The sequence below is a fragment of the Streptomyces sp. NPDC104581 genome, from assembly GCF_055583685.1.
The window spans coordinates 1-14,310 of the sequence record NZ_JBVJNN010000045.1 but is presented as its reverse complement, the minus strand read 5'-3'; the positions used below and the strand labels follow the sequence as shown (position 1 = coordinate 14,310).

The 14,310-nt window shown below is 70.3% G+C and carries 12 protein-coding genes; 5 read left to right on the top strand and 7 right to left on the bottom strand.

All coding sequences use genetic code 11. The features are described from left to right. Window positions 1-9 precede the first annotated feature (9 nt). The gene (locus ACZ61E_RS27595) at window positions 10-1,137 is read left to right on the top strand and encodes a LacI family DNA-binding transcriptional regulator (RefSeq protein WP_469702616.1); all 1,128 of its coding nucleotides are present in this window, start codon (window positions 10-12) and stop codon (window positions 1,135-1,137) included. Window positions 1,138-1,414: 277 nt separating this feature from the next. Here the strand turns inward: ACZ61E_RS27595 and ACZ61E_RS27590 are convergent, their stop codons facing one another. Further along, window positions 1,415-2,719, bottom strand: coding sequence for an ROK family transcriptional regulator (locus ACZ61E_RS27590; protein WP_469702614.1), 1,305 nt, complete (start codon window positions 2,717-2,719; stop codon window positions 1,415-1,417). Between the two features lie 140 nt (window positions 2,720-2,859). Here ACZ61E_RS27590 and ACZ61E_RS27585 point away from each other — a divergent pair, with 140 nt between their 5' ends. The 4 genes from ACZ61E_RS27585 to ACZ61E_RS27570 all read left to right on the top strand — a co-directional run bounded on the left by ACZ61E_RS27585 (window position 2,860) and on the right by ACZ61E_RS27570 (window position 7,474). Further along, window positions 2,860-4,176: a sugar ABC transporter substrate-binding protein gene (locus tag ACZ61E_RS27585; protein ID WP_469702613.1), complete on the top strand. Its 1,317-nt coding sequence runs from the start codon at window positions 2,860-2,862 to the stop codon at window positions 4,174-4,176. Between the two features lie 10 nt (window positions 4,177-4,186). Further along, window positions 4,187-5,197 (top strand): carbohydrate ABC transporter permease, encoded by a 1,011-nt coding sequence (locus tag ACZ61E_RS27580; protein ID WP_469702611.1) that lies wholly within the window; start codon window positions 4,187-4,189, stop codon window positions 5,195-5,197. Continuing rightward, window positions 5,187-6,065: a carbohydrate ABC transporter permease gene (locus ACZ61E_RS27575; RefSeq protein WP_469702609.1), complete on the top strand. Its 879-nt coding sequence runs from the start codon at window positions 5,187-5,189 to the stop codon at window positions 6,063-6,065. The genes ACZ61E_RS27580 and ACZ61E_RS27575 overlap by 11 nt, the downstream gene beginning before the upstream one ends. Window positions 6,066-6,127: 62 nt before the next feature. Next, window positions 6,128-7,474 carry a GH1 family beta-glucosidase gene (locus ACZ61E_RS27570; protein ID WP_469702608.1) on the top strand — a complete coding sequence of 449 codons (1,347 nt, stop codon included), beginning with the start codon at window positions 6,128-6,130 and terminating at the stop codon, window positions 7,472-7,474. 85 nt (window positions 7,475-7,559) lie between these two features. Here ACZ61E_RS27570 and ACZ61E_RS27565 read toward each other — a convergent pair whose 3' ends face one another. The 6 genes from ACZ61E_RS27565 to ACZ61E_RS27540 all read right to left on the bottom strand — a co-directional run bounded on the left by ACZ61E_RS27565 (window position 7,560) and on the right by ACZ61E_RS27540 (window position 13,675). Further along, window positions 7,560-8,519, bottom strand: a complete 960-nt coding sequence (locus ACZ61E_RS27565; RefSeq protein ID WP_469702606.1) for a PfkB family carbohydrate kinase — start codon at window positions 8,517-8,519, stop codon at window positions 7,560-7,562. Beyond that, on the bottom strand, window positions 8,516-9,505 hold the full coding sequence (locus ACZ61E_RS27560) for a zinc-dependent alcohol dehydrogenase family protein (protein WP_469702604.1): 990 nt from the start codon (window positions 9,503-9,505) through the stop codon (window positions 8,516-8,518). The genes ACZ61E_RS27565 and ACZ61E_RS27560 overlap by 4 nt, the downstream gene beginning before the upstream one ends. Beyond that, a complete protein-coding gene (locus tag ACZ61E_RS27555) occupies window positions 9,502-10,419 on the bottom strand; it encodes a carbohydrate ABC transporter permease (RefSeq protein WP_469702603.1) in 918 nt (305 codons plus the stop codon). The genes ACZ61E_RS27560 and ACZ61E_RS27555 overlap by 4 nt, the downstream gene beginning before the upstream one ends. Further along, entirely contained in the window at window positions 10,416-11,402 is a 987-nt protein-coding gene (locus tag ACZ61E_RS27550) for a carbohydrate ABC transporter permease (RefSeq protein WP_469702601.1), read from the bottom strand. Before ACZ61E_RS27550 ends, ACZ61E_RS27555 begins: the two co-directional genes overlap by 4 nt. Further along, complete coding sequence (locus ACZ61E_RS27545) at window positions 11,399-12,757, bottom strand: ABC transporter substrate-binding protein (protein WP_469702599.1); 1,359 nt, start codon at window positions 12,755-12,757, stop codon at window positions 11,399-11,401. The genes ACZ61E_RS27550 and ACZ61E_RS27545 overlap by 4 nt, the downstream gene beginning before the upstream one ends. A gap of 156 nt (window positions 12,758-12,913) precedes the next feature. Further along, window positions 12,914-13,675: a DeoR/GlpR family DNA-binding transcription regulator gene (locus tag ACZ61E_RS27540; RefSeq protein WP_469702598.1), complete on the bottom strand. Its 762-nt coding sequence runs from the start codon at window positions 13,673-13,675 to the stop codon at window positions 12,914-12,916. Window positions 13,676-14,310: the final 635 nt, after the last annotated feature.

Below are 14,310 nucleotides of genomic sequence, written 5' to 3'. Positions count from 1 at the left end.
AATGCGCTCATGACGGAGGATTCACGAGCGGCCGGCGCGCCCACGCTGGAGGACGTCGCCAAGGCGGCCGGGGTCTCGCGCGCCACCGTCTCACGCGTCATCAACGGCGTACGCAACGTCGACCCGGTGATCCAGGCGGCGGTACGGGACGCGGTGGCCGTCACCGGGTACACACCGAACCGCGCCGCCCGCTCGCTCGTCACCCGCAAGGCCGACTCGGTCGCCCTGGTGGTCTCCGGCGCGGGCGACGATCCGCCGCCGGTCGCCGCGACGGCGGGGAGCGGGGGTGGGGGCGGCGGTCGTGAGAGCGCCGACGGAGCCGGGTCCGACGGGGGCGCGGGCTCCTTCATGACGGACGTGTTCGCCGACCCGTTCTTCGGGCGGGTGGTGACGGGCGTCGTCAACTTCCTCCGCCCGCGCGGGATTCACCCGGTGCTGATGTTCGCCGAGACCTCGCAGGCGCGGGACGAGGTGGTGTCGTACCTCCGTCAGGGCAGCGCGGACGGCGCCCTGGTCGTCTCGACACACGCCGGGGACCCGCTGCCCGCGCTCATCACCGACGCGGGTCTGCCCGCCGTGCTGTACGCGCGCCCGGCCCGCCCCGTACGGATCAGTTACGTCGACCTCGCCCACCAGGACGGCGCCCGGCTGGCCGCCGAGCGTCTGCTCACCCGCGGCTGCCGGCGGATCGTCACGATCGCGGGGCCGCTGGACCTGCCGGCGGGGCAGGACCGGCTGGCGGGCTTCCGGGACACGATGGCCCGGCAGGGGCATCCGTACGTCCCCGTGGCGGAGGGCGAGTTCACCGAGGAGAGCGGCGCGTCGGCGATGGAGCGGCTGCTCGCGGAACAGCCGGACCTGGACGGGGTGTTCGCGGCCAACGACCTGATGGCGGTCGGCGCGTGCCGGGTGCTGCGGGAGCTCGGGCGGCGGGTGCCGGAGGATGTCGCGGTGATCGGCTTCGACGACAGCCGCGCGGCGGCGGCGTGCAGGCCGCCGCTGACGACGGTGCGGCAGCCGGTGGAGGACATGGCGGCGGAGATGGCGCGGCTGCTGCTGGATCGTCTGGCCCGGCCGGAGCGGCCGGTGACATCGGTGATCTTCGAACCCACGCTGGTGCTCCGCGCCTCCGCCTGACCGGCCGGATTCCGTCCTCGATCGCCGGACGGGCCGGTTCTTGGCGCACCCCGGCCCGCGACAGCCGGGCCCCGCAGTCCGGCCCTGTCCTCGATCGCCGGACGGCCCGGGGTCGTGCGCACTCGGCCCTGGCGAGTCGCGGCACCCCCGCCCAGGCGAGAACCGGCCCCACGTCCCGAGGTCTTGTCCGCAATCGCCGGACGCCTTGATCTGGCCGGCGATCGAGGACGGCCCCTGGCCTCGGCATCCCCGGCCGAACAGTCGTGGGCGCCCGCGCCTACGCCGGGGTTCGGGCCCATCGTGGGGGTGGGTCCGTGTCCGGGGCCGACGGCAGCGGGCGCGTGCCGCCACGCGCGAGGAAGTCCGTCAGCGGCAGCGTCGCCGCGCCGACCGTCACCGCGTCCGGACCGAGCCGCCCCATCTCCACCGTCGCCCGCCCCGCGGTGTGCCGCAGCGCGTACTCGCGGGCGTAGCGCCGGATGTCCGGCAGCAGGTGCGGCCCGATCAGCAGACCCGCCCATCCGCCGAGGAGCACCCGCTCCGGCAGGAACAGGTTGATCAGGTCGGCGACCGCGGCCCCGAGGCACTCCGCGGTCTCGTCGAGCAGTTCCACCGCGACCGGGTCCGGCGCCGCCCCGCCCGGCGGCGGGAAGGCGGCGGCCAGCAGGGCCGCGAGGGCCGTCTCGTCGTCCGCGCCGGCGGGCAGCGGCCCTCCGGCCTCCTGCCACCGCTCGCGCATCGCCTCCGCGCCCGCGTACGCCTCCAGGCAGCCGATGGAACCACAGCGGCAGCGCCTGCCGCGCATCTGCACGGTGGTGTGGCCCCATTCGAGCGCGCTGCTGCGCTGGTTCTCGTCGAGCGTGCCGCCTTCGCCTCCGTGAATCACGCTGGCGCCGACACCCGAGCCGATGAGCGCGATCGCCGCGGTACCGGCGCCCCGCCCGCCGCCGAACCACATCTCCGCCTGGCCCAGCGTCTTGGCGCCGTTGTCGATGAGGAGCGGGACCTCGGCGGGTATGTCGACGGCGGCCCGCAGCAGTTTCTCGAAGGGCACCGCGCTCCAGCCCATGGTCTGTCCGTGGACGACCGCGCCCTCGGGACCGTCGCGTTCGATGATGCCGGGGACGCCGATGCCGATGCCGAGGAGTTCACGCGGGTCGGCCCCGGCGTCGCGCAGGACATGGGCGACGCCGGTGCGCACGTGCGCGACGATGCGTTCGACGTCGTGGCCGTGCTGGGCCAGCAGCCTCTCGGTGCGGGCGAGTTCGGTCAGGGACAGGTCGAAGAGTTCGACACGGACGCGGGTCTCCCCGATGTCGATGCCGATGAGGAGCGCGCCGCCGGGGGCGACGCGCAGCAGCGTGCGCGGCCGACCGCCGTCGGAGTCGACCACTCCGGCCTCCTCCAGAAGGCGTTCGGCGGCGAGTTCGGTGACGACGTTGCTGATGGAACCTGAACTCAGTCCGGTGGCGGGGCCCAGCTCCTGACGGCTCAGGGGTCCGTCGAAATACAACCGTTGCAACACCCTCGCCCGGTTGCCCCTGCGCAGGTCACGCACTGTTCTTCTGTCCCGCTCGGCCATGGTGCTCCTTCCCAGGGGGCAACATACCCCGGTCCCAGACCTTGACGCGACCTTCTCTCACCTCTTAAATCACGACATAAATTAAGCCGTGAGGCAGCGTTCGACTCTCGAACGCGGCCACCCCGGAAAGGGGCAGTCCCATGCGCCGAATCAGAGCCGCAGCAGTCATCACCCTCACCACCGCGCTCGCCGCCACCGTCACCGGATGCGGCGGCGGAACGTCGACCGACGAGGGCGGCAGCAACGACTCGCCGAAGACCCTGACCTACTGGGCGTCCAACCAGGGCCCCAACATCGAGGCCGACAAGAAGATCCTCACTCCCGAACTGAAGAAGTTCGAGAAGGAGACGGGGATCAAGGTCAAGCTCGAAGTGGTGCCGTGGTCCGATCTGCTCACCCGGATCCTCGCCGCCACCACGTCCGGCCAGGGCCCCGACGTACTGAACATCGGCAACACCTGGTCGGCGTCCCTCCAGGCGACCGGCGCGCTGCTGCCGTGGGACGACAAGAACTTCGAGGCGATAGGCGGCCGGGACCGGTTCGTCGACTCGGCGGTCGCCTCCGCCGGCGCGGAGGGCCAGCCCCCGGCGGCCGTACCGCTGTACTCCCTCGCCTACGCGCTCTACTACAACAAGCAGATGTTCGCGGACGCCGGTATCGACGGGCCGCCCGCCACCTGGGACGAACTGGTCGCCGACGGCGAGAAGCTGTCCAAGGACGGCAAGTGGGCACTGGGGGCCGAGGGCGGCAACCTGTCGAACAACATCCACCAGGTGTTCGCGCTCAGCCAGCAGCACGGCGCCGACTTCTTCGACGCGTCGGGCAAGCCGACCTTCACCACCGACGGCAATGTGGCGGCCGTGAAGCAGTACGTCGACTTCATGGCCAAGGACAAGATCATCGCGCCGGGCAACGCGGAGTACGCCCAGAACCAGTCGCTGACCGACTTCGCCAAGGGCAGGACCGCGATGGTGCTGTGGCAGGCCGCGGCGTCGACGTTCGCCTCGCAGGGCATGAAGCCCGAGGACTGGGGCGCGGCGCCCGTACCCGTACCGTCCGGCGCGCCCGGCGCCGGCAAGCAGGTCAACTCCATGGTCGCCGGTATCAACATCGCCGTCTTCAAGAACACCAAGAACATCGACGGTGCCAGGAAGTTCGTCAAGTTCATGACGAGCGACGCCGAGCAGAAGCTCCTCAACAAGACCTACGGATCGATCCCGCCCGTCGCCGCGGCCCAGACCGACCCGGCGTTCGCCGCGCCCGATCTGAAGGTCCTGCGCGACACCCTCGCGGGCAGCGCGGCGCCGCTCCCCCAGGTGCCCGAGGAGTCGCAGTTCGAGACCGCCGTCGGGACCGCGGTCAAGGACCTGTGGGCGGACGCCGCCTCAGGGACCCCCGTGACGACCGAGTCCGTCAAGAAGCGGCTGGACAAGGCCCAGCAGCAGATGCAGCAGTGAGGCACCGCCCATGACGTCCACCGTGACTCCCCCCGTACGCGAGACGGGCAGCGGTGCGGACCGGGGCGACGGGGGTGCGCGGCGGCGGCGTCTGCCGCGTGTCCCCGACCGGATCCGCCACGGCGGGCTGCCCTATCTGCTGCTGCTCCCCGCCGTCCTGCTCGAACTGCTCGTGCACATCGTCCCGATGGTGATCGGGATCGTCATGAGCTTCCGCGAGCTGACCCAGTTCTACATCAACAACTGGGACCGGGCGCCGTGGCGGGCGCTCGACAACTACAAGATCGTCGTCGACTTCGACGCCCCGCTCGGCGAGGCGCTGCTCCACTCCTTCTACGTCACCTGTCTCTTCACCGTCATCACGGTCGGCCTCTCCTGGCTGTTCGGCACGGCCGCGGCGATCATGCTCCAGGAGAACTTCCGCGGCCGGGGTCTGCTGCGGGCCGTCTTCCTCACGCCGTACGCGCTGCCCGTGTACGCCGCCGTCATCACCTGGGCGTTCATGTTCCAGCGCGACAACGGCATCATCAACCACGTGCTGCACGATCAGCTCGGCCTCACCGACGAGCCGTCCTTCTGGCTGATCGGGGACAACAGCTTCATCGCGCTCGTCGTCGTCGCGGTCTGGAAGTCCTGGCCGTTCGCGTTCCTCATGCTGATGGCCGGGCTCCAGAACATCCCGCGCGAGCTGTACGAGGCGGCGTCCATCGACGGCGCGGGCATCTGGCAGCAGATCCGCAAGATCACCCTGCCGTCGCTGCGGCCGGTCAACCAGGTGCTGGTGCTGGTGCTGTTCCTGTGGACGTTCAACGACTTCAACACGCCGTACGTGCTGTTCGGCGACTCGGCGCCCGAGGCGGCGAACCTGATCTCGATCCATATCTACCAGTCGTCGTTCGTCACCTGGAACTTCGGTACGGGCTCGGCGATGTCCGTCCTGCTGCTGCTCTTCCTGCTGCTGGTGACGGCGGTCTACCTGGTGGCCACCTCGCGCGGAAGGAAGGGCTCCGGTGCCGTCTAAGGCCCTGGCCGGGAAGGCCAGATCCCCCCTCGCTCCGCCGGCGTCCTTCCTCTGGACCCGCCGGATCATCCTGACGCTCCTCACCGCCTTCGCGCTGCTGCCCGTCTATGTGATGGTCAGCAGTTCGCTGAAGCCGCTGGAGGACGTGACGGGCAAGTTCCAGTGGATCCCGTCGGAGATCACCATCCGTCCGTACTTCGACATCTGGGACACCGTCCCGCTCGCGCACTACTTCGTGAACTCGCTGATCGTGGCGGGCGCGGCGACGGTGCTGTCGGTGACGATCGCCGTGTTCTCCGCGTACGCCGTGAGCCGCTACCGGTTCAGGGGCAAACGCGTCTTCACCGTCACGGTGCTCTCCACCCAGATGTTCCCGGGCATCCTCTTCCTGCTCCCGCTGTTCCTGATCTTCGTCAACATCGGCAACAGCACGGGCGTCGCCCTGTACGGCTCGCGGGGCGGGCTCATCCTCACCTATCTGACGTTCTCGCTGCCCTTCTCCATCTGGATGCTGATCGGATACTTCGACTCCATTCCGAGGGATCTGGACGAGGCGGCGATGGTGGACGGCTGCGGTCCGTTCGGCGCCCTGTTCCGGGTGGTCGTACCGGCCGCGATCCCCGGCATCGTGGCCGTGTCGGTCTACGCGTTCATGACGGCCTGGGGAGAGGTGCTCTTCGCGTCCGTGATGACGAACGACGAGACCCGCACACTCGCCGTCGGGCTCCAGGGCTACGCCACTCAGAACGACGTCTACTGGAACCAGATCATGGCGGCGTCACTGGTCGTCAGCGTGCCCGTCGTCGCCGGGTTCCTGCTTCTCCAGCGCTATCTCGTCGCCGGTCTGACGGCGGGAGCGGTGAAGTGACGTCGCGCCAGGTGACACCTCGTCAAACAATTCCCCAACCGGCTTCTGCGGAAAGGCAGTCAGTGAACGACCTCAACGCCCTCCCTCGCGATTTCCTCTGGGGCGTGGCCACCGCCGCCTACCAGATCGAGGGCGCGGTCGCCGAGGACGGCCGCTCGCCCTCGATCTGGGACACCTTCTCGCACACCCCCGGCAAGGTCGACAACGGCGACACCGGGGACATCGCCTGCGACCACTACCACCGGGTGCCCGAGGACATCGGCCTGATGAAGCGGCTCGGCGTCGGCTCGTACCGCTTCTCGCTCGCCTGGCCGCGCGTCGTGCCCGGGGGGAACGGGCCGGTGAACGAGGCGGGGATCGACTTCTACGACCGGCTGGTGGACAGCCTGCTGGAAGCGGGCATCGCCCCCTTCGCCACGCTCTACCACTGGGATCTCCCCCAGACGCTCCAGGACCGCGGCGGCTGGCCGGCCCGCGAGACCGCCGAGTACTTCGCCGACTACGCCTCCGTCGTCGCCGCGCGTCTGGGCGACCGGGTCAAGGACTGGGCGACCCTCAACGAGCCGCTGTGCTCCGCGTGGATCGGCCATCTGGAGGGCAGGATGGCGCCGGGGCTCACCGACATCAAGGCCGCGGTGCACGCCTCGTACCATCTGCACCTCGGTCACGGTCTCGCCGTCCAGGCCATCCGCGCGGCGTCCTCCGACGCCCGTGTCGGCATCGTCAACAACCTCAGCCCCATCGAGGCGGCCACCGACCGCGAGGCGGACCGGGCGGCGGCCGTACGGGCCGACGGTCACATCAACCGCTGGTGGCTGGACCCGGTCCACGGGCGCGGCTACCCGCAGGACATGCTCGACCTGTACGGGGTGGATCTGCCCGAGCGCCCGGGCGATCCGGAGACCATCGCCGCGCCGCTGGACTGGCTGGGGCTGAACTACTACTTCCGCCAGGTCGTCGCCGACGACCCGGCCGGGCCCGCGCCCTACGCCAAGCAGGTCTATCTGCCGGGCGTGCGCCACACGGCCATGGACTGGGAGGTGCACGCGGACGGCCTGGAGGAGCTGCTCGTGCGGCTGACCGGGGAGTACGGCGCGCAGCGCGTGTACGTCACCGAGAACGGCTCGGCCTACCCGGACGTGCTGCGGGACGACGGCACGGTCGACGACCCGGAGCGCACGCGCTATCTGGAGGAGCATCTGGCCGCCTGCGCGCGTGCGGTGCGCAAGGGGGTGCCGCTCGCCGGGTACTTCGCGTGGTCGCTGCTGGACAACTTCGAGTGGGCGTACGGCTATGACAAGCGGTTCGGCCTCGTCCACGTCGACTACGCGTCGCAGCGGCGGACGATCAAGTCCAGCGGACACCGGTACGCGGAGATCATCCGCGAGTCGGCGGCACGGAAGCAGTAGCCCGGGCGGCCGGACGCACCCGTCCCCGGCAGCGGTCGACGCCGTTGCCGGGGACGGGAGCAGGGGACCCACAACTGATGATGTGTCAGACGTGGGCCTCCGGGAGCGACGGCTCCGTACCCGCCTGGGCGACCACGGAGGCCGCCACCCGCGAGGCGAAGCCCAGCATCTCCAGGGCTTGTGCGGGGGTGAACTCCCTTACTCCCGGGGCCTGGTGGAGACCGTCCGAGACCATCCAGGTGATCATCGCCGCCATGAAGGCGTCACCCGCGCCGATGGTGTTGACCACCTCGACGGGCACGGCGGGCACGGACACCGGTTCGGCCGAGCCGGCGTAGGCCGTGCTGCCCCGCGATCCCCGGGTCAGGACGACCAGCCGGCCGCCGGCGGCGAGCCTGCGGCAGGTCTCCTCCGGCGTCGAGTCCGGCCACAGGCGCGCCAGGTCCTCGTCGCTGGCCTTGACGACCTGGCCCAGCTCGCACAGCTCGCGCAGCTTCGCCGCGCCGCCCCGCGCGTCGAGCGTGCGGTCCTCGCGCACGTTGGGGTCCACCACCAGCAGCGGGCCGCCGGCGGCCGCGGCGCGGGCCGTCGTCACCACGGCCGAGGCCGCGGGTTCGACGACGGCGGCGAGACCGCCGACGTACACGGCGGCGAAGCGCTCCACGTCCGTACGGCCCGGCAGCTGGAAGGTCGCCGTGTGCTGGAGGTGGAAGTGGTAGCCGGTGCCCTCGGGGCCGGGGTCCGCGACGGCGAGCGCCGTGGGGAGGTCCGGTCGGGCGCAGAGGCCGAGCTCGACTCCCGCCGAGACCAGCCTCCGCTCGATCGACCGGGCGAACCCGTCGTTTCCGAGGGCGCCGGCGAACCAGCTCGGCGTGGAGAGCCGGGCCAGTCCGGTGGCCACGTTCGCGGGGGCGCCGCCGGGCTGGGCCCGGTGCGCCTCCTCGTCGCCGGCCGTCGGCACCAGGTCGATCAGCGCCTCGCCCAGCACCAGGACGGCGCCCGAGCCCGGTTCGGGGCCCGGTGCCGCGCCGGGTGCTCCGCTCACGGCTCCACCACGATCTTGCGGCCCTGGCCCGCCTTGAACCGCTCGATGGCCTGGGGGTACTGCTCCAGCGGCAGCCGGTCGCTGATGAACACCGCGGGGTCGAGGACCCCGGTGGCGAACAGCGCGGCGGCCCGCTCGTAGCTGTGCAGCACCGCCATCGAGCCGGTGATGGTGATCTCCTGGTTGTAGATCTTGTACGGCTCGATGACGGCCTTCGTCGCGTAGTCCGAGACGCCGAACTGAAGGAACGTTCCTCCCTTGGCCACCCGGCCGAGGCCGTCCTGGATGGCGCCCGCGTTGCCGGTCGCGTCGATGACCACGTCCCAGCCGCCGGGCCGCTCGAACTCCTCCGCGGAGGCGGCGGCCCGTGAGCAGCCGAGCTTGGACGCGGTGGCCAGCCGCTCGGGGTTGACGTCCAGCATGTCGACGCCGGCGGCCCCGGTGCGCTTGGCCAGCTCCAGCATCATCAGACCCATCGTGCCCGAGCCGTAGATCAGCACCTCGGCGCCGAGCGTGCTGCTCAGCACGTCGTAGCCGCGTACGGCGCACGACAGCGGCTCGATGAGCGCCGCGTCCCGCACGTCCACGTGGTCGGGCAGTTTGACGCAGTTGGCCACGGGCGCGACGGCGAACTCGGCGGCGCCGCCGGGCACGGAGACCCCGATCGCGTTCCACCGGTCGCAGAGGTTGCCGCGGCCGGCCCGGCAGTAACGGCACTCGTGGCAGTACAGGGACGGGTCGACGGCGACCTTGTCGCCCACCGCGAGCTCCGTGACCTCGGCGCCGAGGCCCACGACCTCGCCGGCGAACTCGTGGCCCGGCAGGATCGGCAGGGTCGGCGCGAACTCGCCCTGGAGGATGTGCAGATCGGTACCGCAGATGCCGCACGCGGCGACGGACACGACGACGTCGCGCGGGCCCGGGGTCGGATCGGGGACCGTGGTGACGGACACCCTGCCGACACCCTCGACGATCGCTGCCCTCATTTGACGGCTCCAAGAGAAAGGCCCTGGACGAGCTTGTCCTGGGCGGCGAAGCCGGCGGCGAGCACCGGCAGTGACACGACGACGGAAGCGGCGCACAGCTGGGCGAGGAAGAGGCCCTGGCTGGTGACGAATCCGGTCAGGAAGACGGGCGCTGTCTGAGCTGTGACGCCGGTCAGGACCCGGGCGAAGAGCAGTTCGTTCCAGCTGAAGATGAAGCAGATCAGCGCCGTCGCGGCGATGCCGGGTGCGGCGACGGGCGCGACGACCCGCATCAGGACGGTGGGCAGCCTGGCGCCGTCCACCTGCGCGGCCTCGATGATGGAGACCGGCACGTCGGCGAGGAAGGACTGCATCATCCAGACCGCGATCGGCAGGTTCATCGAGGTGTAGAGGATGACGAGCAGCCAGATGTTGTCCAGCATCCCCACGTTCTTCGCGAAGAGGTAGACCGGCAGCAGTCCGGCGACCACCGGCAGCATCTTCGTGGAGAGGAAGAAGAACATCACGTCCGTCCATTTGCGGACGGGCTTGATGGACAGCGCGTACGCCGCCGGCAGCGCCAGCACGAGGACGAACAGGGTGGAGAACACCGACGCCGTCACCGAGTTGATGAGCGGCGGCCAGGGGCTCGCCCCGCCCTCGGCGCCGAAGAACGAGCTGAAGTTGTCGAAGGTCAGCGGCGCGGTGAGGGACGGCGGGTTGGTCGCCGCGTCCGACTCCGAGTGCAGGGACGTCAGCAGCATCCACAGCGCGGGGAAGCAGAAGACGACGCCGATCACCCAGGCCAGCAGACCCAGCGCGGTGGAGCGCCGTTTGGCGCGCCGGGCGGCGGGGCCGTACTTGTCCTGCCGCTGGGCGGAGGTGGAGGTCCTGCCGGGGCCGTCGGCGGTCTTCGGTGCGGAGAGTGTGCTCATGCGCGCTTCGCCTCCTCACTGAAGAGGGACGAGACGACGCGCAGGGCGAAGGTCGCGATCACGATGGTGCCGATCACGACGACCACGCCTGCCGCGGAGGCCAGTCCGTACTCGTGAGCCTGGTAGAAGGTCTGGTAGATGGTGTAGGGGAGGTTGGCGGTGCCGAGTCCGCCCGCGGTGATGGTGAACACCGCGTCGAAGTTCTGCACGATGTAGATCGAGCCGAGCAGGACGCCGAGTTCGAGGTAGCGGCGCAGATGCGGCAGGGTCAGGAAGGCGAACATCTGCCAGGCGTTGGCGCCGTCGAGGCGCGCCGCCTCCATCATGTCCAGCGGCCTGCTCTGGAGCCCGGCCAGCAGGATGAGCATCATGAACGGCGTCCACTGCCAGACGAGGGAGGCCTCGACGGCGAGCAGCGGCATGTCCGAGATCCAGTCGGGCTGCGACGGGTCCTCGACGCCGAACAGTCCGGTGAACCAGGCCCAACCACCGTTCAGCAGGCCGTACTCGGGGTTGTAGAGCACGTGCTTCCACAGCAGCGCCGCCGAGACGGGCACCAGCAGGAACGGCGTGATGAGCAGCGTACGGACGAAGCCCCGGCCCATGAACTTGCGGTCGAGCAGCAGGGCGAGCAGCAGTCCGAGCACCACGCTGGCGATCACGACGGTGGCGGTGAGCAGCATCGTCGTGAAGACCGAGTCACGCAGGTCCGCGTCGCTGAACACGGAGCCGTAGTTGGACAAGCCGGAGAAGCTGCGGGCGTCCGGGTTGAGCGAGTTCCAGTCGAAGAGCGAGATGAACAGCGTTGCCACGAAGGGCAGTTGGGTGACGGCGATCAGGAAGATCAGGGCCGGCAGAAGGGGGGCACGGGTGGCCCAGGCGCGGGCCCGTCCGGGCCGGGGCCCCGCCGGTGGGCGGGACTTGGCCGACGGGGACGGGTCCGGCGGGACCGGCGGCGGCGCCGCGCTGACGGAAGTGCTCACCGGTACTCCTCGGCGACCTTCTCGGCCAGCTTCTGCGAAGCCTCCAGGGCCTCGTCGACGGACTGGCGTCCCGCGATGGCCCCGCTGATCTCCTGGGAGACCTTGGTGCCGAGGTCGGTGAACTCGGGGATGCCGACGAACTGGATACCGACGGTCGGGCGGGGCTGGGTGCCGGGGTCACGCGGGTTGGCGCTGGAGATCGCCTCCGACGTCACATCGGCGAACGCGGCGGCCTCCTTGCGGTAGTCCGGGTTGGTGTAGGTCGAAGCGCGCTTGCCGGCCGGGACGTTGGACCAGCCGATCTTCTCGCCGACGAGCTCCTCGTACTCCTTGCTGGACGCCCAGGAGATGAACTTCCAGGCGTTGTCGGTGTTGTTGGACGCCTTCTGCATGCCCCAGGCCCAGGTGTAGAGCCAGCCGGAGCTGTCCGTCTGGTCGACGGGCGCCGGCACGTAGCCGATCTTGCCCTTGACCGGGGAGTCCTTGGCCTCCAGCGAGCCCGCGCCCGCCGTGGCGTCGTACCACATGGAGGTCTTGCCCTGCGTCATGTTGTTGAGGCACTCGGCGTAGCCGGCCTGCGGGGCGCCCGCCTCGCCGTGCTCGCGCACGAGGTCGACGTAGAACTTGGTGGCCTTCTTGAACTCGGGCGACGTCAGCTGCGCCTCCCAGTCCTCGGTGAACCAGGTGCCGCCCATCGTGTTGACGACGGTCGTCAGCGGGGCGATGACCTCGCCCCAGCCCGGCAGACCGCGCAGACAGATGCCCTTCATGCCCTTCTCGGCGCCGTCCGTCTTGGCGGCGAGGTCGGCGACCTCCTGCCAGGTGGGGTTGGCGGGCATCTTCAGGTTCTCCTTCTCGAAGATGTCCTTGCGGTACATCAGGAAGGAGGACTCGCCGTAGAACGGCTGGCCGTAGAGCTTGCCGTCCTCGGCCGTCAGCGACTCCTGGAGCGGCTTGAGGATGTCGCCCTGGTCGAACGCCTTGTCCTTCTCCGCGTACTCGTCGAGCGTGTGCAGCCAGCCGTTCTTCGCGAAGAAGGGCACCTCGAAGTTGCTGATGGTCGCGACGTCGTACTGGCCGGCCTGGTTGGAGAAGTCCTGGCTGATCTTGTCGCGGACGTCGTTCTCCGGGAGCACCGTGAAGTTGACCTTGATGCCGGTGTCCTTGGTGAAGTTGTCGGCGGTCAGCTTCTGGAGCTCGACCATCTGCGGGTTGTTCACCATCAGCACGTTGAGCGTGTCACCGCCGTCCGAGCCGGTGCCGCCGGCACCGCTGCACCCGGCGAGGAGTGCCGTCAAGGCCGCTCCCGCGCCCACACGTACGCCTATTCCACGTCGTCGCTGCTGGAGGGGCATGAGTTTCTCCTGATCATTCGGTATCGGAACTGCTGGTGGCTGGGGGGTCGAGCTGAGGGATCGAGAGTGGGGGCGGAAATCAGGGGGGCGTCGTCGGGCCGTACCGGTCCCGCCCCCTGGCCGGTACGGCGGGGGTCCGGGAGCGGGAGCGGCGGGTCAGACGCGGATGACCTGGGGGCCGAGCAGCGAGTAGCGCTGCGCCTCCGCCGAGGGGAGTCCGACGTCGGTGACGATCGTCTCGAAGTCGCCGACATCGGCGAACCGGCAGAAGCTGACGGCGCCGAACTTGGTGTGGATACCGGCGAACACCTTGCGGCGCGCGCTGCGCATGGCCTGGGCCTTCACCTCGCTGACGGCCGGGTCGGGGGTGGTCAGCCCGTACTCGCGCGAGATGCCGTTCGCGCCGACGTACGCCAGGTCGATGACGAAGTCGGCGAGCATCCGCGTCGCCCAGTGGTCGACGGTCGCGAGGGTGCCGCCGCGCACCCGGCCGCCGAGCAGCAGGACGGCGATCTTGTCCGCGTCGGCCAGTCCGTTGGCAACCGCCAGCGAGGCGGTGACGACGGTCAGCGGACGGTCCCGGGGCAGGGCCTCGGCGACGAGCTGGGGGGTGAAGCCCTCGTCGATGAAGACCGTCTCGGCGTCGCCGATGAGATCGGCCGCGGCTGCCGCGATCCGGCCCTTCTGCGGTACGAGGCGGGTGGTCCGCACCGCGAGAGTGGTCTCGTAGCCGGCGCTCTCGACGGGGTAGGCACCGCCGTGGGTGCGGCGTACGAGGCCGTGCTCCTCCAGTGCGTGCAGGTCGCGCCGGACGGTCTCCTTGGCCACGCTCAACTTCGTGGCCAGCGCGGTGACTTCCACCGACCCGTCACGTCGGGCGATCTCAAGAATTTCTCGTCGGCGTTCGTCCGTGTCCACGACACACACATCCCTGCTCTGCTGGGGCTCAGCACCCGTTCGGGCTCATGGGTCGTTTGTACAAGCAAGAGACCCGGCTCGACCAGGCTCTTCGCCCCTTTGACTGTGACCGTTCATGCCCGTTTCCCCATCAGCGTATGTGCAGGTGATACGGGGGGTAACCCCCTCCCGCGCCCGGTTCGGCGCCCGATTGACGCTGATCACTGCCCGAACGGCGCCCGAAGCGGTGGGCGGACTCCCGTGCGGCGGCCGTCTAAACGTGAGCTGCGTCCCGTCCGACCCCCCAAAACGGTCAGCGAAACGGGCACGGAAACATGTACGGCCCACGTACGAAGCGCGCCCGACACATGCCGGACATGCGGGCCGCCGGAGCGCGGAAACGGGCGCGGGCGGGCGAGGGCACCGGGAGCGGGGGCGCACTGGTACGCGAACGGGCGCGGGCGGCGCGCGAAACGCCCGTGGCGGGCCACGGAGGATCCGTGGCCCGCCACGGGCCACCGCGCCGCCGGCGGGGTGGGCGCGGCACGGCGGGAGTGGCGGGGGGGGGGGGGGGGGGGGGGGGGGGGGGGGGGGGGGGGGGAAGAAGGGGAGGGGGGGGGGGGGGGGGGGAGCAGGGAGAGGGGCGAAACCAACAG

What these genes read in the sequence shown, in the direction of transcription:
- ACZ61E_RS27595 (WP_469702616.1), top strand. Translation starts at nt 10, where the DNA reads ATGACGGAGGATTCACGAGCGGCCGGCGCGCCCACGCTGGAGGACGTC.
- ACZ61E_RS27590 (WP_469702614.1), bottom strand. Translation starts at nt 2,719, where the DNA reads ATGGCCGAGCGGGACAGAAGAACAGTGCGTGACCTGCGCAGGGGCAAC.
- ACZ61E_RS27585 (WP_469702613.1), top strand. Translation starts at nt 2,860, where the DNA reads ATGCGCCGAATCAGAGCCGCAGCAGTCATCACCCTCACCACCGCGCTC.
- ACZ61E_RS27580 (WP_469702611.1), top strand. Translation starts at nt 4,187, where the DNA reads ATGACGTCCACCGTGACTCCCCCCGTACGCGAGACGGGCAGCGGTGCG.
- ACZ61E_RS27560 (WP_469702604.1), bottom strand. Translation starts at nt 9,505, where the DNA reads ATGAGGGCAGCGATCGTCGAGGGTGTCGGCAGGGTGTCCGTCACCACG.
- ACZ61E_RS27555 (WP_469702603.1), bottom strand. Translation starts at nt 10,419, where the DNA reads ATGAGCACACTCTCCGCACCGAAGACCGCCGACGGCCCCGGCAGGACC.
- ACZ61E_RS27545 (WP_469702599.1), bottom strand. Translation starts at nt 12,757, where the DNA reads ATGCCCCTCCAGCAGCGACGACGTGGAATAGGCGTACGTGTGGGCGCG.